At 73.3% G+C, this 22,292-nt stretch carries 26 protein-coding genes; 15 read left to right on the plus strand and 11 right to left on the minus strand.

Annotated elements, in window-relative coordinates; all coding sequences use genetic code 11:
- Positions 1-43: 43 nt before the first annotated feature.
- A complete protein-coding gene (locus ACZ4NB_RS20990; RefSeq protein ID WP_393488131.1) occupies positions 44-574 on the plus strand; it encodes an NUDIX domain-containing protein in 531 nt (176 codons plus the stop codon).
- 63 nt (positions 575-637) lie between these two features.
- Here the strand turns inward: ACZ4NB_RS20990 and ACZ4NB_RS20995 are convergent, their stop codons facing one another.
- The 3 genes from ACZ4NB_RS20995 to ACZ4NB_RS21005 form a co-directional block, all read right to left on the minus strand.
- Complete coding sequence (locus ACZ4NB_RS20995) at positions 638-895, minus strand: hypothetical protein (protein ID WP_467663565.1); 258 nt, start codon at positions 893-895, stop codon at positions 638-640.
- Between the two features lie 347 nt (positions 896-1,242).
- Complete coding sequence (locus tag ACZ4NB_RS21000; RefSeq protein ID WP_467663566.1) at positions 1,243-1,722, minus strand: GXWXG domain-containing protein; 480 nt, start codon at positions 1,720-1,722, stop codon at positions 1,243-1,245.
- 307 nt (positions 1,723-2,029) lie between these two features.
- Positions 2,030-2,899 carry a 3-hydroxybutyryl-CoA dehydrogenase gene (locus ACZ4NB_RS21005; protein ID WP_467663567.1) on the minus strand — a complete coding sequence of 290 codons (870 nt, stop codon included), beginning with the start codon at positions 2,897-2,899 and terminating at the stop codon, positions 2,030-2,032.
- Positions 2,900-3,058: 159 nt separating this feature from the next.
- Here ACZ4NB_RS21005 and ACZ4NB_RS21010 point away from each other — a divergent pair, with 159 nt between their 5' ends.
- Positions 3,059-4,288, plus strand: coding sequence for a glycoside hydrolase family 10-like protein (locus ACZ4NB_RS21010; RefSeq protein WP_467663569.1), 1,230 nt, complete (start codon positions 3,059-3,061; stop codon positions 4,286-4,288).
- A 43-nt stretch (positions 4,289-4,331) separates the two neighbouring features.
- On the opposite strand, the gene ACZ4NB_RS21015 is transcribed toward ACZ4NB_RS21010, so the two are convergent.
- Complete coding sequence (locus ACZ4NB_RS21015) at positions 4,332-4,541, minus strand: DUF1918 domain-containing protein (RefSeq protein WP_384428818.1); 210 nt, start codon at positions 4,539-4,541, stop codon at positions 4,332-4,334.
- Between the two features lie 275 nt (positions 4,542-4,816).
- Entirely contained in the window at positions 4,817-5,803 is a 987-nt protein-coding gene (locus tag ACZ4NB_RS21020) for a DMT family transporter (protein ID WP_467663571.1), read from the minus strand.
- Here ACZ4NB_RS21020 and ACZ4NB_RS21025 point away from each other — a divergent pair.
- From ACZ4NB_RS21025 to ACZ4NB_RS21045, 5 genes are all read left to right on the plus strand, one after another.
- On the plus strand, positions 5,802-7,310 hold the full coding sequence (locus tag ACZ4NB_RS21025; protein ID WP_467663573.1) for an aminotransferase-like domain-containing protein: 1,509 nt from the start codon (positions 5,802-5,804) through the stop codon (positions 7,308-7,310). The two genes, ACZ4NB_RS21020 and ACZ4NB_RS21025, sit on opposite strands and share 2 nt — an antisense overlap.
- An 84-nt stretch (positions 7,311-7,394) precedes the next feature.
- Positions 7,395-7,847 (plus strand): GNAT family N-acetyltransferase, encoded by a 453-nt coding sequence (locus tag ACZ4NB_RS21030; protein WP_467663574.1) that lies wholly within the window; start codon positions 7,395-7,397, stop codon positions 7,845-7,847.
- 43 nt (positions 7,848-7,890) lie between these two features.
- Positions 7,891-8,460 carry a histidine phosphatase family protein gene (locus ACZ4NB_RS21035; protein ID WP_467663576.1) on the plus strand — a complete coding sequence of 190 codons (570 nt, stop codon included), beginning with the start codon at positions 7,891-7,893 and terminating at the stop codon, positions 8,458-8,460.
- 165 nt (positions 8,461-8,625) lie between these two features.
- Positions 8,626-9,396, plus strand: coding sequence for a hypothetical protein (locus ACZ4NB_RS21040; RefSeq protein WP_467663578.1), 771 nt, complete (start codon positions 8,626-8,628; stop codon positions 9,394-9,396).
- A gap of 5 nt (positions 9,397-9,401) precedes the next feature.
- On the plus strand, positions 9,402-9,776 hold the full coding sequence (locus ACZ4NB_RS21045) for a DUF4333 domain-containing protein (protein WP_467663579.1): 375 nt from the start codon (positions 9,402-9,404) through the stop codon (positions 9,774-9,776).
- Between the two features lie 78 nt (positions 9,777-9,854).
- Here ACZ4NB_RS21045 and ACZ4NB_RS21050 read toward each other — a convergent pair whose 3' ends face one another.
- Together ACZ4NB_RS21050 and ACZ4NB_RS21055 are read right to left on the minus strand one after the other, a co-directional pair.
- Entirely contained in the window at positions 9,855-10,604 is a 750-nt protein-coding gene (locus ACZ4NB_RS21050; RefSeq protein WP_467663581.1) for a helix-turn-helix transcriptional regulator, read from the minus strand.
- 123 nt (positions 10,605-10,727) lie between these two features.
- Positions 10,728-11,816, minus strand: a complete 1,089-nt coding sequence (locus ACZ4NB_RS21055; RefSeq protein ID WP_467663583.1) for a class I SAM-dependent methyltransferase — start codon at positions 11,814-11,816, stop codon at positions 10,728-10,730.
- 146 nt (positions 11,817-11,962) lie between these two features.
- Here ACZ4NB_RS21055 and ACZ4NB_RS21060 point away from each other — a divergent pair, with 146 nt between their 5' ends.
- Entirely contained in the window at positions 11,963-12,154 is a 192-nt protein-coding gene (locus tag ACZ4NB_RS21060) for a DUF1059 domain-containing protein (protein ID WP_393488073.1), read from the plus strand.
- 41 nt (positions 12,155-12,195) lie between these two features.
- On the opposite strand, the gene ACZ4NB_RS21065 is transcribed toward ACZ4NB_RS21060, so the two are convergent.
- Complete coding sequence (locus ACZ4NB_RS21065) at positions 12,196-12,963, minus strand: LysR substrate-binding domain-containing protein (protein WP_467663585.1); 768 nt, start codon at positions 12,961-12,963, stop codon at positions 12,196-12,198.
- A 57-nt stretch (positions 12,964-13,020) separates the two neighbouring features.
- On the opposite strand from ACZ4NB_RS21065, the gene ACZ4NB_RS21070 reads away from it, so the two are divergent.
- The gene (locus ACZ4NB_RS21070) at positions 13,021-13,425 is read left to right on the plus strand and encodes a DUF5997 family protein (protein ID WP_467663587.1); all 405 of its coding nucleotides are present in this window, start codon (positions 13,021-13,023) and stop codon (positions 13,423-13,425) included.
- A 73-nt stretch (positions 13,426-13,498) separates the two neighbouring features.
- Here ACZ4NB_RS21070 and ACZ4NB_RS21075 read toward each other — a convergent pair whose 3' ends face one another.
- Positions 13,499-14,641, minus strand: a complete 1,143-nt coding sequence (locus ACZ4NB_RS21075) for a PP2C family protein-serine/threonine phosphatase (RefSeq protein WP_467663589.1) — start codon at positions 14,639-14,641, stop codon at positions 13,499-13,501.
- A 185-nt stretch (positions 14,642-14,826) separates the two neighbouring features.
- Between ACZ4NB_RS21075 and ACZ4NB_RS21080 the strand changes: the two genes are divergently transcribed.
- Together ACZ4NB_RS21080 and ACZ4NB_RS21085 are read left to right on the plus strand one after the other, a co-directional pair.
- The gene (locus ACZ4NB_RS21080) at positions 14,827-15,174 is read left to right on the plus strand and encodes a PadR family transcriptional regulator (RefSeq protein WP_467663591.1); all 348 of its coding nucleotides are present in this window, start codon (positions 14,827-14,829) and stop codon (positions 15,172-15,174) included.
- A 2-nt stretch (positions 15,175-15,176) separates the two neighbouring features.
- A complete protein-coding gene (locus ACZ4NB_RS21085; protein WP_467663593.1) occupies positions 15,177-15,878 on the plus strand; it encodes a hypothetical protein in 702 nt (233 codons plus the stop codon).
- A gap of 116 nt (positions 15,879-15,994) precedes the next feature.
- On the opposite strand, the gene ACZ4NB_RS21090 is transcribed toward ACZ4NB_RS21085, so the two are convergent.
- Positions 15,995-16,999, minus strand: a complete 1,005-nt coding sequence (locus ACZ4NB_RS21090; RefSeq protein WP_467663595.1) for a MerR family transcriptional regulator — start codon at positions 16,997-16,999, stop codon at positions 15,995-15,997.
- A gap of 3 nt (positions 17,000-17,002) precedes the next feature.
- Positions 17,003-17,674, minus strand: a complete 672-nt coding sequence (locus tag ACZ4NB_RS21095; RefSeq protein ID WP_467663597.1) for a HEAT repeat domain-containing protein — start codon at positions 17,672-17,674, stop codon at positions 17,003-17,005.
- 204 nt (positions 17,675-17,878) lie between these two features.
- Here ACZ4NB_RS21095 and argC point away from each other — a divergent pair, with 204 nt between their 5' ends.
- From argC to ACZ4NB_RS21115, 4 genes are all read left to right on the plus strand, one after another.
- On the plus strand, positions 17,879-18,907 hold the full coding sequence (gene argC / locus ACZ4NB_RS21100; protein WP_467663599.1) for an N-acetyl-gamma-glutamyl-phosphate reductase: 1,029 nt from the start codon (positions 17,879-17,881) through the stop codon (positions 18,905-18,907).
- Positions 18,904-20,058, plus strand: coding sequence for a bifunctional glutamate N-acetyltransferase/amino-acid acetyltransferase ArgJ (argJ, locus tag ACZ4NB_RS21105; protein ID WP_467663601.1), 1,155 nt, complete (start codon positions 18,904-18,906; stop codon positions 20,056-20,058). Before argC ends, argJ begins: the two co-directional genes overlap by 4 nt.
- Before the next feature lie 73 nt (positions 20,059-20,131).
- Positions 20,132-21,049, plus strand: a complete 918-nt coding sequence (gene argB, locus ACZ4NB_RS21110; protein WP_467663602.1) for an acetylglutamate kinase — start codon at positions 20,132-20,134, stop codon at positions 21,047-21,049.
- 29 nt (positions 21,050-21,078) lie between these two features.
- A complete protein-coding gene (locus tag ACZ4NB_RS21115; RefSeq protein ID WP_467663692.1) occupies positions 21,079-22,284 on the plus strand; it encodes an acetylornithine transaminase in 1,206 nt (401 codons plus the stop codon).
- Positions 22,285-22,292: the final 8 nt, after the last annotated feature.

The raw sequence follows: 22,292 nt of genomic DNA on the forward strand, positions 1-22,292 counted from the left end.
CACGTGTCACCTTGCCGGTCCAACAGCGGAAGGTGGCAGTTACGTGCGGTGGAACAATCTCAGCGAGAAGCCCGTCTATGCGAACCCGTGGTTCCGGGTCAACCTGGCCGATGTGGCGCTGCCTGACGGCCGCCACCTGGACCACTTCCTGATCCGGATGCGGCCGGTCGCCGTCGCCACGGTGGTCAACGCGGCCCACGAGGTGCTGCTGCTGTGGCGGCACCGCTTCATCACCGACACCTGGGGATGGGAGCTGGCGGCCGGGGTCGTCGAGGACGGCGAGGACGTCGCGGCCGCGGCCGCGCGGGAGATGGAGGAGGAGACCGGGTGGCGTCCCGGCCCGCTCAGGCACCTGCTCACCGTGGAGCCGTCCAACGGCCTCACCGACGCGCGGCATCACATCTACTGGTCCGACGAGGGGGAGTACCTCGGCCTGCCGCAGGACGACTTCGAGTCCGAGCGGCGCGAGTGGGTGCCGCTGAAGCTGGTGCCCGACATGGTGGGGCGAGGGGAGGTGCCGGCCGCCGGCATGGCCGCGGCCCTGCTGATGCTGCACCACATCCACCTGGGCTGAGCCGGATTCCGGGCCGGCCGGCCGCGGACGGGGCGAACTCGCCGTCCGCCCGCGGCCGGGGGCTCATCGGCCGAGCGCCTGCCACAGGGCGACCACCAGTGCCGCGATTCCCGTGAGCGCGGCGAGGGACGGCAGTGGCCAGCGGGTGCTCTCCAACCGCGTGACGCGGGCGGTCAGTTCGTCCGCGTCACGCTCGCTCTGCTCGGTGCGCTGCGCCTGCAGCGCGAGTTGGCCGTCGACCCTTGCGGTGCGTACGTCGAGCAGACGCCGCAGCTCCGCTAAGTCGGCGGTGGTCAGGTCGGGTTCGGGGTGGGCGGTCACGGTCCGCTCCTCATTCCTTCGGTCAGGGACTTCGTCGTGCGTACGCGCCTCAGTCAACTGCGCTGCGCCGATGGGCGGGAGCGTGTGCGGTGGGCAGATGCGTGTCCGCCCTTCACACCCCGTGTGAAGTGACCGTGGGTGACGCCGCGACCGCGTTCGCACGGGGTGTGAACCCCGCACCCCCGACGGGTCCCCGCACACGCTCCCGCGGCCGCGCGCAGGGGAGTTGAATCGAAGTCCCCACGGGGAACCGAAGCCGGCGGACGGGCGCCCGCCGGCCCGGAGTCCGCCCGCCGAAACTCCCCCGAGCGGCGGGCGGACGGCTCCTCCCGAGGATCCCGTTCTCCTTACCCGCCGCTGCGTCCATGGGGAAGCCGCGTAGCAGGGTTCCTTGCGCTCCCCGTACGACCAGCCGAAGGTGAGGACCGCTTTGACGACGTCTCCCGCCATGGACGGTGGTCGAGTACGGGCTGCCCGTCGTAGACCATCGTGGCGGTCGTCTCCCCGCGGAACTCCACCATCCACAGGCTTGCTGCGCCTTTGGCCAGCTCCGAGTGGGAGAAGAGCGCACCGTGCTCGTCGCGGCAGATCAGCGGCTCGACATGGTCGACGGAGTGGAAGGTCTTGCCGTACCAGTCGGCCTGGGCGAGCAGGCCCTCCACCCGGTGACCGGTGCTGATCCCGGAGCTCTTCCAAGTGCCGAGGATCTCCTCAGGACGCACGGTCGGTAACGCCGCCCACAACCGGTCCAACTCGCCGGTGTCCGACACCATGTCAGCGGTCGTCCGTATGGCGTCTATACGGGCCCGGGCCTGCTCGGCGTCCATGAAGCGCTCACTCCTCGTCGTCGGTTCACCTGACCCTCACGCGACCGGCAGTGCGGTCGGTTGGCCGAACCGACAAGGCCGCACTTCACGACTCCGAACTCGTGAAGAACGCGGCGAACCCGCCTCCCGCCGCGGCAGGTCGGCGGACCCGAGCAGGCCGGGAAGCCGAAGCGCCGACCGGGCACGGTTGCGGGTACGAGGCTCCGGCGCCGGCAGCGGGCACCACCCGCGGCGCCGGGCCGCCATCGGCGCTGCTCCGGGCGAATTCGCCCTTGCGCAGCGCCACATGGCGGCGTCGCGGCACCTTCTAGTACGAGTAGAACCCCGACCCCGACTTCCGCCCCAGCCGGCCCGCGTCGACCATGCGCTGGAGGAGCGGGGGAGCGGCGTAGAGCGGTTCCTTGTACTCGTGGTACATGGAGTCGGCGACCGAGACCACGGTGTCCAGGCCGATCAGGTCGGACAGCTTCAGGGGGCCCATCGGGTGGGCGCAGCCCATCTCCATGCCGTTGTCGATGTCCTCGCGGCTGGCGATGCCCGACTCGAACATCCGGATCGCGGAGAGCAGATACGGGATGAGCAGGGCGTTGACGACGAAGCCGGAGCGGTCCTGGGCGCGGATGGCGTGCTTGCCCAGCACGTCCTGCACCAGGGCCTCGGCGCGCTTGATGGTCTCCTCGCCGGTGGTGAGGGCGGGGATGAGCTCCACCAGCTTCTGCACCGGGGCCGGGTTGAAGAAGTGGATGCCGATGACCTGGTCGGGGCGGGAAGTGGCGACCGCCAGCTTCACCAGCGGGATCGACGAGGTGTTGGACGCCAGGATCGCGTCCGGCCGAGTGATCACCTGATCGAGGACCTGGAAGATCTCGGTCTTGACCTGCTCGTTCTCCACGACGGCCTCGATGACGAGATCGCGGTCGGCGAACTCACCGAGGTCGGTGGTGAAGTTGAGCCGGTCGAGCGTCGCGTCGCGCTCGGCGACGGTGATCTTGCCGCGCTCGGCGGCCTTGCCGAGGGAGTTGGTCAAGCGGGTGCGGCCCAGCTCCAGAGCCTCGCCGGTGGTCTCGGCGACCATGACGTCCAGCCCGGCGCGGGCGCACACCTCGGCGATGCCTGCGCCCATCTGGCCGCAACCGACCACTCCGACGCGTGCAATGTCGGCAAATGAGTCCGTCACCTCGTGCCTTTCGCTGTTCTTCAGGACCGGCGGTACGCCGTAAGGGTCCGACGCCCGCCTCGGCCCCGACGTTACTCCGCGCGGTGCTGTGCTACGGCCGCCGGGGCGGGCATTCTGAGCCCTCAGGACAGGATGAAACGGACAAGCTGGGGTCTTTTGATGAGACGGATCACACGAAGGGGCTTCGCGGTGGCCGCGCTCGGCGCGGCCTCCTCGCTGCTGGCGACGGGGGCCGCGGCGCCCTCGGCGGGTGGGGCGCGGCGCGAGATGCGGGGCATGTGGCTGGCGACCGTCGGCAACCTGGACTGGCCCTCCAGCGCGCGGCTCTCCCCCGCCGAGCAACAGCGCGAGCTGCGCGCCCACTTCGACTCGGCCGTCAAGCACCGGCTCAACACGGTCTTCTTCCAGGTGCGCGCCACCGCGGACGCGCTGTGGCCCTCCCCGTACGAGCCGTGGGCCCAGTCCCTGACCGGTCAGCAGGGCCGTGATCCCGGGTGGGACCCGCTGGACTTCGCGGTCCGCGAGGCGCACCGCCGCGGGCTGGAACTGCACGCGTGGTGCAACCCGTACCGGATCGCCCACCACACCGATCCGGAGCGGCTGGCCGCCGGCCACCCGGCCCGCCGGAACTGGTGGTGGACGGTCGCCTACGGCGGCAAGCTCTACTACAACCCCGGGCTGCCGGAGGTCCGCGCCTTCGTCCAGGACGCGATGCTGGACGCGGTCGCCCGCTACCCCGTCGACGGGCTGCACTTCGACGACTACTTCTATCCGTATCCGGTGGCCGGCGCGCGCTTCGACGACGACGAGGCGTACGACGCGTACGGCGGCGACTTCGACAGCCGGGCCGACTGGCGGCGGGACAACATCGACCGGCTGGTCCACGAGACGGCGCAGCGGCTCAAGGAGGGGGGCGCGCGCTCCGGGCGCCGGGTGCGGTTCGGCGTCAGCCCGTTCGCGGTCTGGCGCAATGAGAGCACCGACCCGCAGGGCTCCCGGACGCGGGCCGGGGTGGAGACCTACGACGACATGTACGCCGACACCCGCCGCTGGGTGCGCGAGCGCTGGCTGGACTACATCGCGCCGCAGGTCTACTGGCCGCTCGGCACCGAGGGCGCCGACTACGCCGAGCTGGTGCCCTGGTGGTCACGGACCGTCGAGGGCACCGGCGTCGACCTCTACATCGGCGAGGCGCTCTACAAGGCCGGCACCAGTGAGCCGGCCGCCTGGAAGAACCCGGCCGAACTCTCCCGGCATCTCACCTTCGCCCGCCGCTACCCGCAGGTCGGCGGGCACATCTACTTCTCGGCGAAGGAGGTGGCCGGGGACCGGACGGGTGCGCTGGCGCGCGTCGTACACGATCATTACGGCAGCCCGAGACGGGCGTAGCGGCCTTCCGCCACGGCCGTCGCGGAACCCGTGTGCGGTGGCCTTACCGGCCGGGGTCGATGTCGGAGGTCTTCGCGTGCCGGACGACCGAGTCGGGGCCGGGCGACATGATCGCTTCGTGTCCGTCCTCGGCACGGACACGGTACGGCGGATCGCCGTTCGTCCCCAGTACCTCGATGATCTCGACGACCCGGTCGTGATGTCCCACGGTCCTGCCGTGCACCACCAGCCGGTCGCCCTTGGTCGCGTGCATCAGGGGTCCTCCACGCTTCGGGCGGCCATGGATCCGTACGGCCGACGACGCGGACGGCCGAGCGGTTGAACGGCCAACGATTTCAACGGTTGACGGGCCGGACGCGGCCCGGACGGCGCTACATGCCATCGCGGCAAGTTTACGTCCGGAGGCGGGGGGCGCACCTTGGAAGGTCGTGCGTGGATTCCCGCTCGCGGTTACCCCTCCGCCCACCCCCCAAAGGGGGGTGGGCGGGCCTGGGGCGCGGGTACGCGGCGCCTCCCGGTGGGCGGCGGTCACCCCCGTGCCCTCTGGGTGACCGCGATGCAGGCCAGGACCGCCAGCGCGGCCGCGGGGGCGGCCGGCGGCAGCTGCTCGCCGAGCAGCAGGACGGACCACACCAGGGTCAGCAGAGGCTGGGCGAGTTGGAGCTGGCTGGCCTTGGCGATGCCGATCGCGGCCATTCCCCGGTACCAGACGACCATGCCGAGGAACTGCGAGCCGAACGCCAGCCACAGCAGGCCCCCGACCGCGTGCGCGGTCAGCCGCAGCGGTTCGGTGGAGAGCGCGACCGCCGCGCCCGCCACCGTCACCGGGAGCGCCAGCACCAGCGCCCAGCCGATCACCTGCCAGCCCGGCATATGGCGGGCCAGCCGGCCGCCCTCCGTATAGCCGGCCGCGCACACCAGCAGCGCCGCGAACAGGAACAGATCGCCGCGACTCGGCGCCCCGCCGCTCTGCTGCACCGCGAAGCCGATGACGACGACGGCGCCGATCAGCGAGGCGGTCCAGAAGGTGCGGGAGGGTCGGGCGCCGGTCCGGATGGCGGAGCCGGCGGCGGTGGCCAACGGCAGCAGGCCGATCACCACGGCCGCATGAGAGGTGGTGGAGGTCTCCAGGGCGAGCGTGGTCAGCAGCGGGAAGCCGAGGACCACACCGCCGGTGACGACCGCGATCCCCGCCCAGTGGCGGCGCTCCGGGACGCGCACCCTGAACACCGCGAGCGCGCCGCCGGCCAGCGTGGCGGCCAGCACGCTGCGCAGCATCACCACCGTCCAGGGGCCCATGCCCTCCAGCGCCCAGGAGGTCGCGGGGAGGGTGAGCGAGAAGGCGGCGACGCCGAGGGCGGCGAGCAGGACGCCGCGGGTGGCCATGGAGCCGCCGGCGGCGGGGGCGGCCGTGCGGGTGCCCGCGGCCGCGCGGGGCGGGGCGCCCTGGCCGGTGGTGGACGGGGCGTCGACCGCTATCGCATCCGGGACAGTAGCGCTATCGTTGGCTCTCATGCATGAGCGTAGCAGTGGTGCAGAACTCGCCGCGATCCTCCGCAGGGAGCTGGACCGCTACTCCCCGGGTGAGAAACTGCCATCGAGCCGTGCTCTCGTGGAGCGGCATCGGGTCAGTCCGGTGACGGTCTCGCGGGCGCTCGCGGAGCTGGCCGCCGAGGGCCTGGTCGTCACCCGGCCCGGCGCCGGCGCCTTCCGGGCCGAGCCCCGCGCCGAGGCGCCGCGACCGCTGGACACCTCCTGGCAGGAGATCGCGCTGAGCGCGGAGCCGGCCGCCGACCAGGTGCCGCGCAGTGTGGACGCCTCCGGCGTGCTGGCCACGCTCGCCAGACCGGCCCCCGGAGTGATCGAGCTCAACGGCGGCTACCTCCACCCCGGTCTGCAGCCCGAGCGTGCCCTGGCCGCCGCACTGGCGCGGGCCGGACGCCGGCCGGGCGCCTGGGGGCGGCCGCCGGTCGAGGGCGTGCCGGAGCTGCGCGCCTGGTTCGCGCGGGAGATCGGCGGCCCCGGCGGCGCGCTCGCCGCGAGCGACGTCCTGGTCACCGCGGGCGGCCAGAACGCGCTGACCGCGGCGCTTCGCGCGCTCGCCGCGCCCGGCGCTCCGGTGCTCGTCGAGTCCCCGACCTACCCGGGCATGCTCGCCGTCGCCCGCGCCTCCGGTGTGCGGCCGGTGCCGGTGCCGATGGACGCCGACGGGGTGCGTACGGATCTGCTCGCCGACGCCTTCCGTGCCAGCGGCGCGCGGCTCTTCGTCTGCCAGCCGCTGTTCCAGAACCCGTCCGGGGTGGTGCTCGCGGGGGAGCGGCGGCGCGAGGTGCTGCGGGTGGCCCGCGCGGCCGGCGCGTTCGTCATCGAGGACGACTTCGCGCGGCTGCTGGGCCATGACGACGCGCCCGCGCTCCCGCCGACCCTGATGGCGGAGGACCACGACGGCACGGTCGTGCACATCCGCTCCCTGACCAAGGTCACCTCGCCCAACCTCCGGGTGGGCGTCCTCGCCGCCCGCGGCCCGGTCCTCGACCGGCTCCGCGCCGTCCAGGTCGTCGACAACTTCTTCGTCCCGGGGCCGCTGCAGGAGGCCGCCCTGGAACTCGTCGGCTCGACCGCCTGGCCGCGCCATCTGCGGCTGGTCGCGGGCGAGTTGACCGCCCGCCGCAACGCGCTGACCGCCGCCCTGCGCACGCGGCTGCCCGCGCTGGTCGAGCAGGGGCCCGGCCCCGGGACGGCGTACGGCCGGGACCGCGGACGGCCCGGCGGCCTGCACATTCCGCCGGGCGGGTTCCACCTCTGGCTGCGGCTGCCGGACGGTACCGACGAGGCGGCGCTGACCGGCGCGGCGCTGCGGGCCGGCGTCGCGGTCGCGGCCGGCCGGCCGTACTTCGCCGCCGAGCCGCCGGCCGGGCATCTGCGCATCAGCTTCGCGGCCGCGGCCGGCACCGGCGAACTCACCGAGGGCGTCCGCAGGCTGCGCATGGCCTGCGAGGAGGTGGGGGTGCCGGTGAGCTGAGCGCCGCGGGCGGGCCGCGGCGCCCCGGCATGCACCGCCGCGGCGGGTTCGACGCGGCCCCGGCTCCTCTGCGAACCTCCCGGCATGACTGATCACGCCCTCGACGGCTACGAGCTCGCCACCGACCCGGCCCGGCTCGACGCCGACCTGGTCCACCGCTGGCTGTCCACCGACGCCTACTGGGCCCTGGACCGCCCCCGGGAGCTGCATGACCGCGCCGTCGCGGGCTCGCTCAACTTCGGCCTGTACGAGTCCGGGTCCGGCCGCCAGGTCGCCTATGCCCGGGTGGTCACCGACCACGCCACCTTCGCCTGGCTGTGCGATGTCTACGTCTGCCGCGACGACCGCGGCAGGGGCCTGGGCACGGCCCTGGTGGAGGCCATAGCCGAGCATCTGACGCCCTGCGGGCTGAGCCGGCTGACGCTCGCCACGAAGGACGCCCACGGCGTGTACGAGAAGGTCGGCTTCCGGCCGCTGGTGGCGCCGGAGCAGTGGATGACGCTCGGGCTGATCGACCCCGGACCTATCGTGATCTGACCAACAGGAGCGTTCGGGGCGGCGGTGCTCTTACCATCGGCGAATGAGCGTTCGACTCAAGCTGCTCGCCGCGGCCCGCAGCTCCTCGCTGCTCGCGACGCGGTTCGACGACGAACGTCCGCTCGACGCCGCCGGATGGCACGCGGCCGAGCGGGCGGCCCCCGTGCTGTGCCGCCTGGCCGCCGCCGAACTGCGCTACTGCTCGCCGTCGGCCCGCTGCCGGGAGACCGGCGAGGCGCTGGGCCTGACCCCGCTCGCCCAACCGGCGCTACGGGACTGCGACATGGGGCGCTGGCGCGGCCGCACCCTGGGCGAGGTGACCGCCGCCGAGCCCGACGCGGTGGAGACCTGGCTCGCCGACCCGGGCTCCGCCCCGCACGGCGGGGAGTCGCTGGTGGCCTTCATCACCCGCGTCGGCGGCTGGCTGGAGACCCGGCCGGCCGGGGACACCGCCGGCCTGCTCGCGGTCGCCGAGCCCGGCGTGGTCCGTGCCGCCCTGGTCTACGCGCTCCAGGCGCCGCCGCACTCGTACTGGCGCATCGACGTCCAGCCGCTGTCGGTGACCACCCTCACCCGCCGCTCCGGCTCGTGGAACCTGCAGTTGGAGGGCTGAGCCGCGCCACCCGGAAAGCCCATCCCGCCGCCTCGGCCGCCCGAGGCGGGCGCGCCCGTGTGACCTGCGGGAAGAGCGTGCGGAGGTCCGTCGCCCCGCTACAGGGCCCCGTGGGCGGCGCACCATCGAGGTGCGCACTCCCCGGCCTGGCGCTTGTCTCGTTCTATGCACATACGTCACATTCCTCTGTATGCGCTGGCGGCCGGTGCCCTGGCGGTGACCCTCCTGCTCTTCGGCGGCGGCGACGGCGAGGGGGCGGACGCCGCCACCGGGGCCGTGACCGACGCGGTGAAGGGCGCGGTGAAGGGGGCGGTGCGGGACGCCGTCTCGGGCGCCACCTCCGCCTCGGACGCCACGCACCCGGTGGTCGTCGAGCCCGCCACCGTGGCGCCCGGCGCCGCCTTCACCGTCTACGACGGCGGCAACTGCCGGGGCGAGCCGGCCGAGGCCGGCTTCGGCGGCGCGGACATCCCGGCCCTCGCGCTGACCCCCCTCGACGGCCGGTCCGGCGGCACCGCGACCATGCCGCAGGGCATCGCGCCCGGTACGTACCCGGTCACCGTCACCTGCGGCGGGGCGGGCGGCGGACCGAACCCCGCGGCCTACGGAGCGTCCGGCGACCAGCAGAGCGGCGGCGACGGCCGGCATGCCTTCGCCGGCACCGTGACCGTCTCCGACGCCTCCGGCGGCACGGACGTCTCCGACGGCAGCAACGTCTCCGGCGGCACCAACACCTCCGGCGGCACCAACACCTCGGGCGACAGCAACGCCTCCGGCGGTGCCGACGGCGTCGTACCGCAGGGCGGTTCGCACACCGGCCTCGGCGGCGCCGCCCGCACCGGCCCGGCCGGTACGGCGCTCGGCGGTGCGCTGCTGCTGGGCGCGGCCGGCTGGGGATTCCTCACCCGCCGCCGGCCCCGCGGTCCCCGAGGCTGACGGCGGTGCACGCGCACCCGCCGCGGCGCGGCGCCGCCCTCGGCCTGGTCATCGGCATCGTCACCTGCCTCCTGGCGGCCGGGGCCCTCGCCCTCGCCGCCGCCCGGCTGCGCGACCGCGACGCCACCAGCGAGGTCGACGGCGGCACCCACACCGTGCTGCGCACCGAGATAGCCAGAAGCGTCAGCGGCCAGCTCACCCTGCCGTTCCGCCACGGGCCGGACGCGGTGCGGTGCTTCGGCGACCTCCGGCCCGTGCCGGCCGCGGCGGTGCGCTGCACGGCGCACTTCCCCGTCGGCCCCGACCGGCAGCTGACCGTCGAGGTCACCCGGGTCCAGCACGACAAGGTCACCTACCGCCGGCGCGCCGTGCCCCGCTGACCGACCGGCAGCCGACCGTCCGAGGCAGCCGGTCGTCCGGTGCGGCCGGACGACCGGGCCGGCGCGCGGGCCCGCGGACTACCGGCCGAGCCGCACCGCCGTGGCACCCCGCGCCAGCCATGCGTTCGCCGCCTCGACCCGGCTGCTCACCCGCAGCTTCGCGTAGGCGTGCTCCAGGTGCTTGTCGACGGTGCGCGGGCTGATCGCCAGGCGGTGGGCGATCTGCTGGTTGCTCAGCCCGCGGGCGAGCAGGGTCAGCACGGCGGACTCCCGTCGGGTGATCAGGGGCGGGAGGGCGCGCGGCGGGGCGAGCCGGTCCATGGCGTGGCTGAGCCGGGTGCGCAGCAGGGCGGCGGCCGCCACGTCGTCGTCGGAGAAGTCGCTGCCGCTGCGGCTGATCGCCATGCACACCTTGCGCGGCACGCCGTCGGCGTAGCCGGCCGGGAACGACATCGCGAGCTGCTGCTCGGCGCCGAACGGCCGGTAGACGTCGGTGTAGACGGCGAGGGAGTGGAACTCGCTGCGGGTCTGCAGCGTGGAGCGGCGCATCGGGGTACCGGGGCCCGCCGTGGTGTGCAGCACCAGCGAATCGGTCGCCGCCTCGCGGGTGAAGGCGTCCCGTACGTCCTGGCTCAGCAGATCGGCGGGCAGAGTGAGCGGCCGGTCGGATGTCCCGGCGCGGGGCGACCAGATGATGCTGTCGCCGGGGACCGCGGAGAGCATCACCGGAAGCAGCGCCGGGACGAGGGTCTCCTCGTCGACGGCATCGATCAGCAGGTCCACGACGGCGAGAATGCGTCGCAGCCCGGCCTCCGCGGCCGCATTCATACCTCCAGCGTACGAGCGGGTAGGGGGCAGTCAAGGCGGGGCCGCGAGGGCGGGGAGGCGCCGCGGCCCCGGGGATGCCACCCGGCCGGCCGGGGGAAGACCGGCCGGGCGCGTCAGGCGCTACTAACGCCCGACGGCATAGACGCGGTTGACCGGACTCTCGGCCGCGAGTCGCCAGTGGTGGAGTCCGGCCTCGTCCGCGATGTCCCGCAGGGCCTCCTCGCCCGCGTGGTTGCCCAGCGCCTGCGGACCGTGCTGGGCCAGCGCGGACGGCAGGCATACGGCGACCGAGGCGGCGGTGATGGCCCGGCCGACCGGGTTGGCGTTCTCCGTCACGTTCGCCGAGGCGTTCGGCTCGACGATCATGCAGGTCCCGCCGTCGGCGAGCGCGTGCTCGGCGTGCCGCAGCGCGCCGCCGGGGTCGCCGATGTCGTGCAGGCAGTCGAAGAACGTGATCAGGTCGAAGTCCTCGCCCGGGAAGTCCTGGGCGGTGGCGACCTCGAAGCCGACCCGGTCGCCCAGCCCCTGCTCGGCGGCGTTGTCGCGGGCGGCTTCGACGGACGGCCGGTGGAAGTCGAAGCCCTGGAAGCGCGACCGGGGGAAGGCCTGCGCCATCAGCGTCGTGGAGTATCCGTAGCCGCATCCGACGTCCGCGACGCGGGCGCCGCGCTCCAGCTTCTGCACCACACCGTCCAGCGCGGCCAGCCACTCCGGCACCAGAGCGGCTCGGTAGCCGGGCCGGAAGAACTTCGCGGTGCCGTCGAACAACGCCGGGCCGTGTTCCTCCCACCCCACGCCCTCGCCGGTGCGGAAGGCCTCCAACAGGCTCTCCTCGGTGGCGTAGAGGGCCTGCAACATGGTGAAGAAGCCGGCGGCGTAGGTGGGCCGTGCCGGGTCCGCCAGGACCGCGGCGTGCTCGTCGGGCAGCTCGTAGGTGTCGGTGGCGGGTGCGTGCGTGACGTACTCGCCGGCCACCTGGGCGGCGAGCCATTCGCGCACATAGCGCTCCACGAGCCCGGTGCGCTCCGCGAGCTGTGCGGAGGTGAGCGGACCGGCGCCGGCCATGGCCGAGTACAGGCCCAGCCGGTCGCCGAGCGAGGTGCACAGGCCGGCTACCGCGGCCCCGCCGTCGGTGATCACACGCTCCAGGAACTCCTGTACACGCCCCTCGTCCACAGTGGTCCCGCGGGCGGCCCCGGCGGCCCTCGCCATCCCTCCCACCTCCTTACGTTCTCCCTCTTTTCTCACTACCGCTCATCTCTCACTCCAGCAGCACGGCCGCCGCTCGCGCCATACGGGATTCGCCGTATGCGGAGGGCGGGGCCACGGGCCGAGACTGGGAGGGGAGGAGGTGCACCATGCGAAAGAAGATCGACTGCCGTGACTTCCCGAGCGAGACGAACTGCAGCCTCGTCATCTCCGGTGAGGAGGACGAGGTGGTCCGCGCCGCCAGCGAGCACGCGGTCTCCGTCCACGGACACACCGACAGCCCCGAACTGCGCGAGCAGATCAGGTCGACGCTGAAGAACGAGATGCCGCAGCACGCGTGAGGCGCGGCCGGGCGGCGGGGGCCGGGGGCCGGCGCCGGGGCCTACGACCGGCGGCGGGGCTTGCCGCGCTTGCTGCCACCGCCCCGGGAACCGCCGGCCGTGCCCCGTGAGGTCCGGCCGGCCGACTTGCCGGCCGCGGGCTTCCGCCGTGCGCCACCGGTCTCGGGGCGCTTGGCCTTCGCCTCCGCCGGGGCCGGGCGGCGCCCCCGCGAGCTGTTGACGGTCCGCCCGCGGACGATCCCGATGAAGTCCTCCACCATGTCGGTGGTCTCCTCCTGCGGCCACGACAGCGCCACCTGCGACGCGGGCGCGTCCAGGACCGGACGGTAGGTCAGGTCCTTGCGGTGGTGCAGCCGGGCCAGCGACTGCGGGACGACGAGCACGCCCACCCCCGCCGCCACCAGTTCGATGGCGTCCGCCGTCGTGGCGGGACGCTCGATCGCGGGCCGCCCCGGCAGGCGCTCCCAGCCGAGGGTGTCGTCGAGCGGGTGCAGCACGATGTCGTCGGCCAGATCCTCGGCCGACACCTCCTCGACCGCCGCCACGATGTGGTCCTTGGGGACCACGACCACCGTCGTCTCGGTGTACAGGGGGATCGCGCTGAGGTCGTCCCGGTCGACCGGCAGCCGTACGAAACCCGCGTCGGCGCCGCCGCCCCGCAGGACCTCGCACGCTTCGGCGGCGGACACCCCGATGAGGGTCAGGGGGACGTCGGGCAGCCGCTCGTTCCAGATCCGCACCCACTTCGTGGGCGTCACTCCGGGGACATAAGCGAGCCGGAACGAGGGGGATTCTTCCGAGCCGGTCACCGCACCAGGCTACCGGTCGTGGTCAGAGGTAGCGCACACGCTCGATACCCTTGACACATGACGTCGCACAAGACCGCCCAGACGATGAAGCCCGCGACCGCGGCGAAGAAGCTGGGCGTGTACCTCGAAGCCACCCCCGCCGAGTTCCAGGAGGGTGTGGTCTCGCGCACCGAGCTGAACGCCCTGCAGGCCGATCCGCCCGAGTGGCTGCAGGAGCTGCGACGCAACGGCCCGCACCCCCGTCCGGTGGTCGCGGCGAAGCTGGGCGTGTCCATCTCGGGTCTCGCCCGCGGCGGGGTCACCGAGGCGCTCACCACGGAGCAGATCGAGGAGCTCAAGAACGAGAGCCCCGACTGGCTGCAGCAGGAACGCGCCACCCAGGCCGAGGTCCGCAAGGAAGCCGTGCGCATCAAGGAGAAGAACGCGGCCCGCGCCGCCGCCCCCGACAGCCCGCGTTCCTGACCCCACTCGGCGCCGCGCCGCCGCGTCACCGCCGTGGGCCGGTACCGCCGCCGGGACGGGGGAGCCGGGCGCCCTAGCGGACCGCTTCGTCGTCGAGCCGGTCGACGGCCAGCAGCGCCGCATCGTCCGCCAGGTGGCCTCCGGTGTGCCGGACCAGCCCCTGGTGCAGATACTCCAGGAACGCCGCCGGGGGGCAGGCGGGCGCCGCTTCCATCGCCTCGGGGAGGTCGAAGAAGGCGTTGTCGCGGTCCCGGGCCTCGATCACGCCGTCGGTGTGCAGCAGCAGACGGTCGCCCGGGGTGAACGGATAGCTCTCCGCCTTGGCGGGCGGGCCGGTGAACAGGTCCTCCAGACCCAGGGGCGGCAGCGGCGAGGCGGGCATCAGCGCCCGCACCCGGCCCTGCCGCAGTACCAGCGGCGGTGGATGGGCGCGGTTGACCAGTTGGACCACGGCCATGTCCGGCACCTGGGCGATCAGCGCGGTCACGAACCCCTCGGCCAGCGCCTCCGCATCGACCGCACCGGGCACGGCTTTCTCCCGCTGCAGCGCGGCCGCGCAGTGGTTCATCACCTCCACCAGGTCGTCCTCGTAGTGCACGGCCTCCCGGAACGCGCCCAGCACGACGGCGGCGCCCCGCACGGCGGGCAGCCCCTTGCCCCGTACGTCTCCCACGATCATCCGGACCCCGTACCGGGTCTGCACGGCCTCGTAGAGGTCCCCGCCGATCTGCGCCCCGGTCTCCGCCGCGAGGTAGATGCCGGCCGCCCGCACCGGGCCCAGCCGGGCGGGGACCGGACGCACCAGGACCTCCTGCGCCGCCGCGGCGATCCGGCGCACCTGGTCGAGTTCGCTGCGCCGGCGGGTGTGCATGGCGCCGCTGGTCGCGATGCTGGCCGCGGACACCAGGAAGATGGCCAGGAAGTTGGTGTACACCTGCTGGCTGCCCCATGCCTGGTTGTAGGTGGCGGTGGCCACGCTGACGGCCAGCGCGACACACGCCGCGGCGATCGTCCCCTTGGGCCCCATCGTCACCGCGGCCAGCGCCGGTGTCGCGGTGAGCAGCGGGCCCGTGTAGAGAAAGTGCGCGGGCGAGAACTCGATGCCCACCACGAGCAGCGCGATCGCGAACGGCACGCACTGCGCGACGGCGAAGAGGGCCCGGCCGTGACCGCCGGTTCCCGGGCGAGTCGGAGGTGAGCGGAGGGGGGACCGCATGGGTACAGCCTGCCTCGCCGAGGGGGAGTGCTCTACTCAGCGCCCCTGCGCCCCCGGTGCGGCCGGGTGACCCGGCCGACCCGCGGGGCGTCCGCGCCGCTTCTCTCCGCCGGACGGGGCCGGGGCCGCGGACCGGCGAGCACTACCGTGCAGTGCATGACTCTTGCGGTGTAAGGTACTGCCCCATGGAGGAGACATCCGCTCCACGCGCGCAGTGGCTTCGGGGTGTGCTGGACATGTGCCTGCTGGCGCTGATGGCACAGGCTCCGATCTACGGATACGAGATGGCCGTCCGGCTCGGCGAAGCAGGGCTGGACGTCGCCGACGGGTCGATCTACCCGGCGCTGGCGCGCCTGCGCAAGCGCCGGCTCGTCGAGGTCGAACGTCGCACCGGAGAGGGCGGCCCCGCCCGCACCTACTACAGGCCCAGCCCGGCCGGATGGCAGATGCTCCGGTCGTGGAGCCGCGACTGGAACGAGTTCGCCACCAGCATCGGCTCCATAGTCACCCACACCGCGGAGAAGGAACCATGACGATGACCGTCGAGACCGTGATCTCCCAGGCCATGGAGACATGGTGCCGTCTGGGGGTCGACGAGGACGCGGCCGCCGAGATGGCCGAGGAGCTGGCCGCCGACCTGACCGCCGCGGTCCGCGACGGCCGGGACCCCGGCGCGTACATCGGGGACGACGTGGACGCGCTCGCCACATCCTGGGCGGTCGAACGCGGACTGCTCCTGCAGCCGCGCCTGAAGGAGACGGCGCTGGCCGCGGCCGGGGGAGCCTTCGTGCCGGCCGTCCTTGCGCTGGTGTTCGCCTTCCTGTCGTGGAGCCACACCTTCGATCCCTGCACGGGCGTGGGGACCGGGCCCGACGGAGAGGTGCAGGGCTGCCGCAGCACACTCGACGCTCCCTGGATGTGGGTCGGCTGGGTCGCGTGCACGGTCGTCGCCTACTTCATGGTGCGGCGCAATGTGGCGGTGACGCTCCAGCACCATCTCGCGCCCGTGCGCGAAGCGACCATGCGGGCCCTGACCAGGAGGCTTCCCCTCGTCATCGTGGCGGCGGCCCTGGTGGGCGGGGGAATCGGCCTGCTGGGGCCCGCTGTGTTCGGGTACTTCGCGATCCTCGCCTTCCCGCTCGCGCTGCTCGGGATGCTCGGCGCCGTTGCCGGGGGAGTCGCCCTGGTCCGGCACCGGACCTGCCCGAAGCCGGAATCGGCGTCACCGGCCGAGTGAGCCGTCGGGGCGCCGCCGGTCCGAAGCGACGCCGGGCTGAGCCAGTTCGAGTACCTCGTGCCGGTCGGCCTCTTCCGCCCCGCCGGCCGCGTAGCGGGCACCCAGGGAGAGGCCCGTCACCGTGCCTCGCGGAGCCGGAGAAGGTACGCCGCGGTCAGTGCGACGGCACGGTCCGCGTCCTGCGAAAGCTCCACGAGGGCATGTGACGCCCTCGTCCCCGGGATGCCCGCCAGCGCCTGGGCCAGCCGCCCGCGTGCCGGCGCTTCGGTGGCGTCGTGGGCGAGGCGGTCGACGAGCCGGCTCGCGATCCGATCCGCCGTCGCGGTGTCGCTCGCCAGCACACTCAGGGCGTCGGCCGCCTCGGTGTCGTTCCTCCCCGCCACGATCATGTCGAGGAGCGTCGGGACCGCATCGGCCACACCATGCGCCCCGAGCGCCAGGGCCGCATGTCCGCGGACCACGGCGTCGGGGTGCGCCAGGGCGTCCCGCAGATGCGCGGCAGCCGCACCGCCGGGCATCTCGGCGAGGGACCGCACGGCACGTTCCCGCACCGCGGCCACCGGTGAGCCGAGGCCCTGCGCCAGCAGCGCCGGGCCGCGGTCGCCCGATCGCGCCAGCGCCCATCGAAGGGCCCCGGCGACGTTCGGCTCCGTCTCGCTCAGTGCCGCCTCGACCAGGGCCTCCACCGGCACCGGAGCCTCGTCGACCGAGGAGAGGGCCGCGCGCTGGCGCGCGCCGGCGCTCGTCGACTCCAGCGCCTGGAGGAGCGCGACGACGTGGAGGACGTCTTCCCAGCCGGCGGGGTGTGCGGCATCGATCCGGCGCAGCCGCGTGAGCAGCTCGGTCTCCGCCGCGATGCGTGCGCGGGTCCGGCGGATGAGGTCGTCGACGAGTACCGAGGGCGCGAAGCCGGGATCGTCGAGCGCGCGCCCGATCTCGCGCAGCGACAGCCCCAGCGACCGCAGGCTCTCGATATGGAAGATCCGCTGGATGTCCTCCCCGGAGTACTCCCGATAGCCGGAGCCGGTACGGCCCGAAGGGCGCACCAGACCGAGCGACTCGTAATGCCGGAGCATCCGGGCGCTGACCCCGGACCGTCGCGCCACCTCACCGATCAACACGCCCTATCGTCCCTCCCGGCCGGCCCCGCCGAGGGCCACGACGCGCTTCGCCTCCTCGATGGCGAACCCGAATCCGGCGTCCGGGTCGCGCAGCAGCCGTTGGGTGGCGAGCGCGTGCACGCGCCTGCCCGGGTCGGGGGCCGTCGTCGCGGCACGCACCGCCGGCACCATCACCTCGCCCAGCGCGACCAGCGCCCGGCTGAGACTGAGCTGCGTCTCCCGCCCACCGCGCCCGAGCTGTGTCGCCAGCACCGCGGCCAGCGCGGACTCCTCGCCTTCCGGCACCAGCACGACCGCGGCCCGCCAGGCGCTCCGCGCCACCTCGTCGTCGGCGTCGGACAGCAGCGCCCGCGTGATCGCCGGCCACGCCCGCCGGTCCCCGATCTTGGACAGCGTGTGCAGCGCCTGGCTCCGCGCCTGCGCACGCTCCGAGCGGACTTCGCGCAGCAGCCCGGGAAGTGTCATGGACACCGGGTGGCGGGTGAGCGCCCAGGTCAGCATGTCGCGGACGAAGAACTCGGGCTCGCTCGCGCATCGCTCGATGAGCGTGTCGACGAAGCGCGGGTCGGGCGTCGTGCCGACCGCCAGAGCGGCCCGCAGCCGCACCGGAGAACGGCCGTCCGCCAATCCCCGGAGCGCCCGTACCGCATCCGTCTCCTGTCTCGTGATCGTCATCGAGACCACCTCCTCGGCGAGCAGTGAAGCCCTTGTCACCGTGTCAAGGTCAAACCGTGCCCGCCGCGGGAGCGCCGGTCACCTGCCGCGGAAGGCCCGCAGTCGGCCCACCCTCGGTCGCACAAGCGACCCGTCGCCCCACCCCAAGGGCATTGCATAAAACTGCTGCATTCCGTATAGTCATGCCATCGAGGAGGAGGGTCCATGACGGTACGAGCGGCAGTGGCCGGTGCGAGCGGGTATGCGGGCGGTGAGGTGCTGCGCCTGCTTCTGGGGCACCCGGAGGTCGAGATCGGTGCGCTGACCGGGCACTCCAACGCGGGCCAGCGCCTGGGATCGCTGCAGCCGCAGCTGCTTCCGCTGGCCGACCGGGAGCTTCAGCCGACCTCCGCGGAGGTGCTGGCCGGCCATGACGTCGTCTTCCTCGCGCTGCCGCACGGCCAGTCCGCCGCGGTCGCCGAGGAGCTGGGGCCGGACGTCCTCGTCGTCGACATGGGGGCCGACTTCCGGCTCAAGGACGCGGCGGACTGGGAGCGGTTCTACGGCAGCGAGCACGCCGGCACCTGGCCCTACGGCCTCCCCGAACTGCCGGGTTGCCGTGCTGCGCTGGAGGGGTCCAAGCGCATCGCGGTGCCCGGTTGCTACCCGACCGCCGTCTCGCTCGCGCTCTTCCCCGCGTACGCCGCCGGGCTCGTCGAGGCCGAGGCCGTGGTCGTCGCCGCGTCCGGCACGTCCGGGGCGGGCAAGGCGGCCAAGCCGCATCTGCTCGGCTCGGAGGTCATGGGCTCGATGTCCCCGTACGGCGTGGGCGGTGTGCACCGGCACACCCCCGAGATGATCCAGAACCTCGGCGCGGTCGCGGGCGAGCCGGTCACCGTCTCCTTCACCCCGACCCTGGCGCCGATGCCGCGCGGCATCCTCGCCACCTGCTCGGCGAAGGCGAAGCCCGGCGTGGACGCCGCCGTCGTACGGGCCGCGTACGACAAGGCCCTCGCCGACGAGCCGTTCGTCCACCTGCTCCCCGAGGGGCAGTGGCCGGCGACCGCCGCCGTCTACGGCTCCAACGCCGCGCAGATCCAGGTGGCGTACGACGCGGCGGCCGGCCGGGTCATCGTGATCAGCGCCATCGACAACCTCACCAAGGGCACCGCGGGCGGCGCCCTGCAGTCCATGAACATCGCCCTCGGTCTCGACGAGACCACCGGACTTTCGACGATCGGAGTCGCGCCGTGACCGTTACGGCAGCCAAGGGATTCACGGCGGCGGGCATCGCCGCCGGGATCAAGGACAACGGCAACCCGGACCTCGCCCTCGTGGTGAACAACGGGCCGCGACAGGCCGCCGCCGGCGTCTTCACCTCCAACCGCGTCAAGGCCGCCCCGGTCGTCTGGTCCGAGCAGGTCCTCAAGGGCGGCACGGTCTCCGCCGTCGTCCTCAACTCCGGTGGCGCCAACGCCTGTACGGGCCCGCTGGGCTTCCAGGACACCCACGCCACCGCGGAGAAGGTCGCCGAGGTGCTCGACGGGCACAGCGCCGGCGAGGTGGCGGTCGCCTCCACGGGGCTGATCGGCATCCGGCTCCCGATGGACAAGCTGCTGGCCGGCGTCGGGCAGGCCGCCGCCGAACTCAGCGAGCACGGCGGCGAGAAGGCCGCCATCGCCATCAAGACCACGGACAGCGTGCACAAGACCGCCGTGGCCCAGGGCGACGGCTGGACCGTCGGCGGTATGGCCAAGGGCGCCGGCATGCTCGCCCCGGGCCTGGCCACGATGCTCGTCGTGCTCACCACCGACGCCGATGTGCCCTCCGCCGGCCTCGACGCGGCGCTGCGGGCCGCGACCCGCACCACCTTCGACCGGGTCGACTCGGACGGCTGTATGTCCACCAACGACACCGTGCTGCTGCTGGCCTCCGGCGCCTCCGGTGTCGTACCGGACCAGAGCGCCTTCGCCGAGGCCGTGCGCACGGTCTGCGACGACCTCGCCCGGCAGCTGATCGGGGACGCCGAGGGCGCCAGCAAGGACATCCGCATCGAGGTGGTCAACGCCGCCAGCGAGGACGACGCCGTCGAGGTCGGCCGGTCCATCGCCCGCAACAACCTCCTCAAGTGCGCCATCCACGGCGAGGACCCCAACTGGGGCCGGGTGCTCTCCGCCATCGGCACCACCTCCGCGGCCTTCGAGCCCGACCAGCTCAACGTCGCCATCAACGACGTCTGGGTCTGCAAGAACGGCTCGGTGGGGGAGGACCGCGACCTGGTCGACATGCGCTACCGGGAGGTGCGGATCACCGCCGACCTCGCCGCCGGCGCCGAGTCCGCGGTCATCTGGGCCAACGACCTCACCGCCGACTACGTCCACGAGAACAGCGCGTACTCCTCATGAGCGAGCAGAGCGAGGGAATCATGCACGGGTGCGCGCTGAGCTCACAGCCCGCCGAGCGAAGCGAGGCCGGCGCATGAGCGCACGCAAGCACACCGCGCTGCCCAAGGCCCGCACGCTCATCGAGGCGCTGCCCTGGCTGACCCGGCACCACGGCAAGACCGTCGTCATCAAGTTCGGCGGCAACGCGATGGTCGACGAGGACCTCAAGCGGGCCTTCGCCCAGGACGTGGTCTTCCTGCGGCACGCCGGACTGCGCCCGGTCGTCGTGCACGGCGGCGGCCCGCAGATCAGCGCCCAGCTGGAGCTGCTCGGCCTGGAGTCGGAGTTCAAGGGCGGCCTCCGGGTCACCACGCCCGAGGCGATGAACGTCGTACGGATGGTGCTCGCCGGCCAGGTGCAGCGCGAGCTGGTCGGCCTGCTCAACGAGCACGGCCCGCTCGCCGTCGGCATGACCGGCGAGGACGCCCATCTGATGACCGCGACCAAGCACTTCGCCGACATAGACGGCGAGCGGGTGGACATCGGCCGGGTCGGCGAGATCACCGCCATCGACCCCGGCGCGGTGCACGCCCTGCTGGAGGACGGCCGGATCCCGGTGATCTCCTCCATCGCCCGCAGCAGCGACGACGGTGACCACTCCGGCGTCTTCAACGTCAACGCCGACACCGCCGCGGCCGCGCTGGCCGCCGCGCTGGGCGCCGAGACGCTGATGGTGCTCACGGACGTGGAGGGCCTCTACGAGGACTGGCCGCACAGCGACGAGGTGATCTCCCGCCTGACCGCCACGGAACTGGAGCAGCTGCTGCCCGACCTGGCCAGCGGCATGGTTCCCAAGATGCAGGGCTGTCTGCACGCCGTCCGCAACGGGGTGCACACCGCCCGGGTCATCGACGGCCGGGTCCAGCACTCGATCCTGCTGGAGATCTTCACCGACGAGGGAATCGGCACGATGGTCGTGCCGGACACGAACACGATCGAGGGGGCGACGTGACCAGGGCGGCACACGACCAGGGGGCGGCGCTGACCAACGCCGGCCTCACCCGGCGCTGGCAGGGCGCCATGATGGACAACTTCGGCACCCCCCGCATCCCGCTCGTACGCGGCGAGGGCGTCAAGGTGTGGGACGCCGACGGCAAGGAGTACCTCGACTTCCTCGGCGGCATCGCGGTCAACGCGCTCGGCCACGCCCACCCCGCGGTGCTCCGTGCGGTCTCCGACCAGGTCGCCACGCTCGGCCATGTCTCGAACTTCTTCGTCAGCGAGCCCACCGTGGCGCTCGCCGAGCGGCTGCTCGCACTGGCCGGCCGCCCGGGCCGGGTCTACTTCTCCAACTCCGGCGCCGAGGCCAACGAAGCCGCCTTCAAGATCGGCCGGCTGACCGGCCGCACCCACATGGTCTCCACGGTCGGCGGCTTCCACGGCCGCACGATGGGCGCCCTGGCCCTCACCGGACAGCCCGCCAAACAGGCCCCGTTCGCCCCGCTCCCCGGCGAGGTCGACTACGTCCCGTACGGGGACGTCGAGGCGCTGCGCTCCGCCGTGACCACCGACACCGCCTTCGTCATCCTGGAGCCCGTCCAGGGCGAGAACGGCGTCGTCGTCCCGCCGCCCGGCTACCTCCGGGCCGCCCGCGAGATCACCGCCGCCACCGGCACCCTGCTGGTCCTGGACGAGATCCAGACCGGTATCGGCCGGACCGGGCACTGGCTGGAATCCCGCGCCCAGGGTGTCGAGGCGGACATCGTCACGCTCGCCAAGGGCCTCGGCGGCGGTCTGCCGATCGGTGCGACGCTGGCGTTCGGTCCGGCCGCCGAGCTGCTCACGCCCGGTTCGCACGGCTCGACGTTCAGCGGCAACCCCGTCGTCTGCGCCGGCGCCCTCGCCGTCCTCGACACCATCGAGAAGGACGGCGTCCTGGAGAACGTCACGCGGGTCGGCGAACGGCTGCGCAAGGGGATCGAGGCCCTGGGGCACCCAATGGTCGGCCAGGTCCGCGGCGCGGGCCTGCTCCTCGGTATCGTCTTGACGGAGTCCCTCGCGCCCCAGGTGCAGCAGGCGGCTCAGGACGCGGGTCTCCTGGTGAACGCGGTCGCGCCGGACGTCATCCGGCTCGCCCCGCCGCTCATCGTCTCGGACGAGGAAGCGGAGGTGTTCCTCCGGAGGCTTCCCGCCGTCCTCAACACGGCCCACCAAGGGGCCCACGGGGAACAACGATCCGGAGACTGACGAGACCG

It is taken from the genome of Streptomyces sp. NPDC026575 (assembly GCF_055567415.1).

Coding starts and splice junctions, on each gene's coding strand:
- ACZ4NB_RS21000 (WP_467663566.1), bottom strand. CDS start 1,722: ATGGACGCCGAGCAGGCCCGGGCCCGTATAGACGCCATACGGACGACC.
- ACZ4NB_RS21010 (WP_467663569.1), top strand. CDS start 3,059: ATGAGACGGATCACACGAAGGGGCTTCGCGGTGGCCGCGCTCGGCGCG.
- ACZ4NB_RS21015 (WP_384428818.1), bottom strand. CDS start 4,541: ATGCACGCGACCAAGGGCGACCGGCTGGTGGTGCACGGCAGGACCGTG.
- ACZ4NB_RS21025 (WP_467663573.1), top strand. CDS start 5,802: ATGCATGAGCGTAGCAGTGGTGCAGAACTCGCCGCGATCCTCCGCAGG.
- ACZ4NB_RS21020 (WP_467663571.1), bottom strand. CDS start 5,803: ATGAGAGCCAACGATAGCGCTACTGTCCCGGATGCGATAGCGGTCGAC.
- ACZ4NB_RS21030 (WP_467663574.1), top strand. CDS start 7,395: ATGACTGATCACGCCCTCGACGGCTACGAGCTCGCCACCGACCCGGCC.
- ACZ4NB_RS21035 (WP_467663576.1), top strand. CDS start 7,891: ATGAGCGTTCGACTCAAGCTGCTCGCCGCGGCCCGCAGCTCCTCGCTG.
- ACZ4NB_RS21040 (WP_467663578.1), top strand. CDS start 8,626: ATGCACATACGTCACATTCCTCTGTATGCGCTGGCGGCCGGTGCCCTG.
- ACZ4NB_RS21050 (WP_467663581.1), bottom strand. CDS start 10,604: ATGAATGCGGCCGCGGAGGCCGGGCTGCGACGCATTCTCGCCGTCGTG.
- ACZ4NB_RS21055 (WP_467663583.1), bottom strand. CDS start 11,816: ATGGCGAGGGCCGCCGGGGCCGCCCGCGGGACCACTGTGGACGAGGGG.
- ACZ4NB_RS21060 (WP_393488073.1), top strand. CDS start 11,963: ATGCGAAAGAAGATCGACTGCCGTGACTTCCCGAGCGAGACGAACTGC.
- ACZ4NB_RS21070 (WP_467663587.1), top strand. CDS start 13,021: ATGACGTCGCACAAGACCGCCCAGACGATGAAGCCCGCGACCGCGGCG.
- ACZ4NB_RS21075 (WP_467663589.1), bottom strand. CDS start 14,641: ATGCGGTCCCCCCTCCGCTCACCTCCGACTCGCCCGGGAACCGGCGGT.
- ACZ4NB_RS21080 (WP_467663591.1), top strand. CDS start 14,827: ATGGAGGAGACATCCGCTCCACGCGCGCAGTGGCTTCGGGGTGTGCTG.
- ACZ4NB_RS21085 (WP_467663593.1), top strand. CDS start 15,177: ATGACCGTCGAGACCGTGATCTCCCAGGCCATGGAGACATGGTGCCGT.
- ACZ4NB_RS21095 (WP_467663597.1), bottom strand. CDS start 17,674: ATGACGATCACGAGACAGGAGACGGATGCGGTACGGGCGCTCCGGGGA.
- argC (WP_467663599.1), top strand. CDS start 17,879: ATGACGGTACGAGCGGCAGTGGCCGGTGCGAGCGGGTATGCGGGCGGT.
- argB (WP_467663602.1), top strand. CDS start 20,132: ATGAGCGCACGCAAGCACACCGCGCTGCCCAAGGCCCGCACGCTCATC.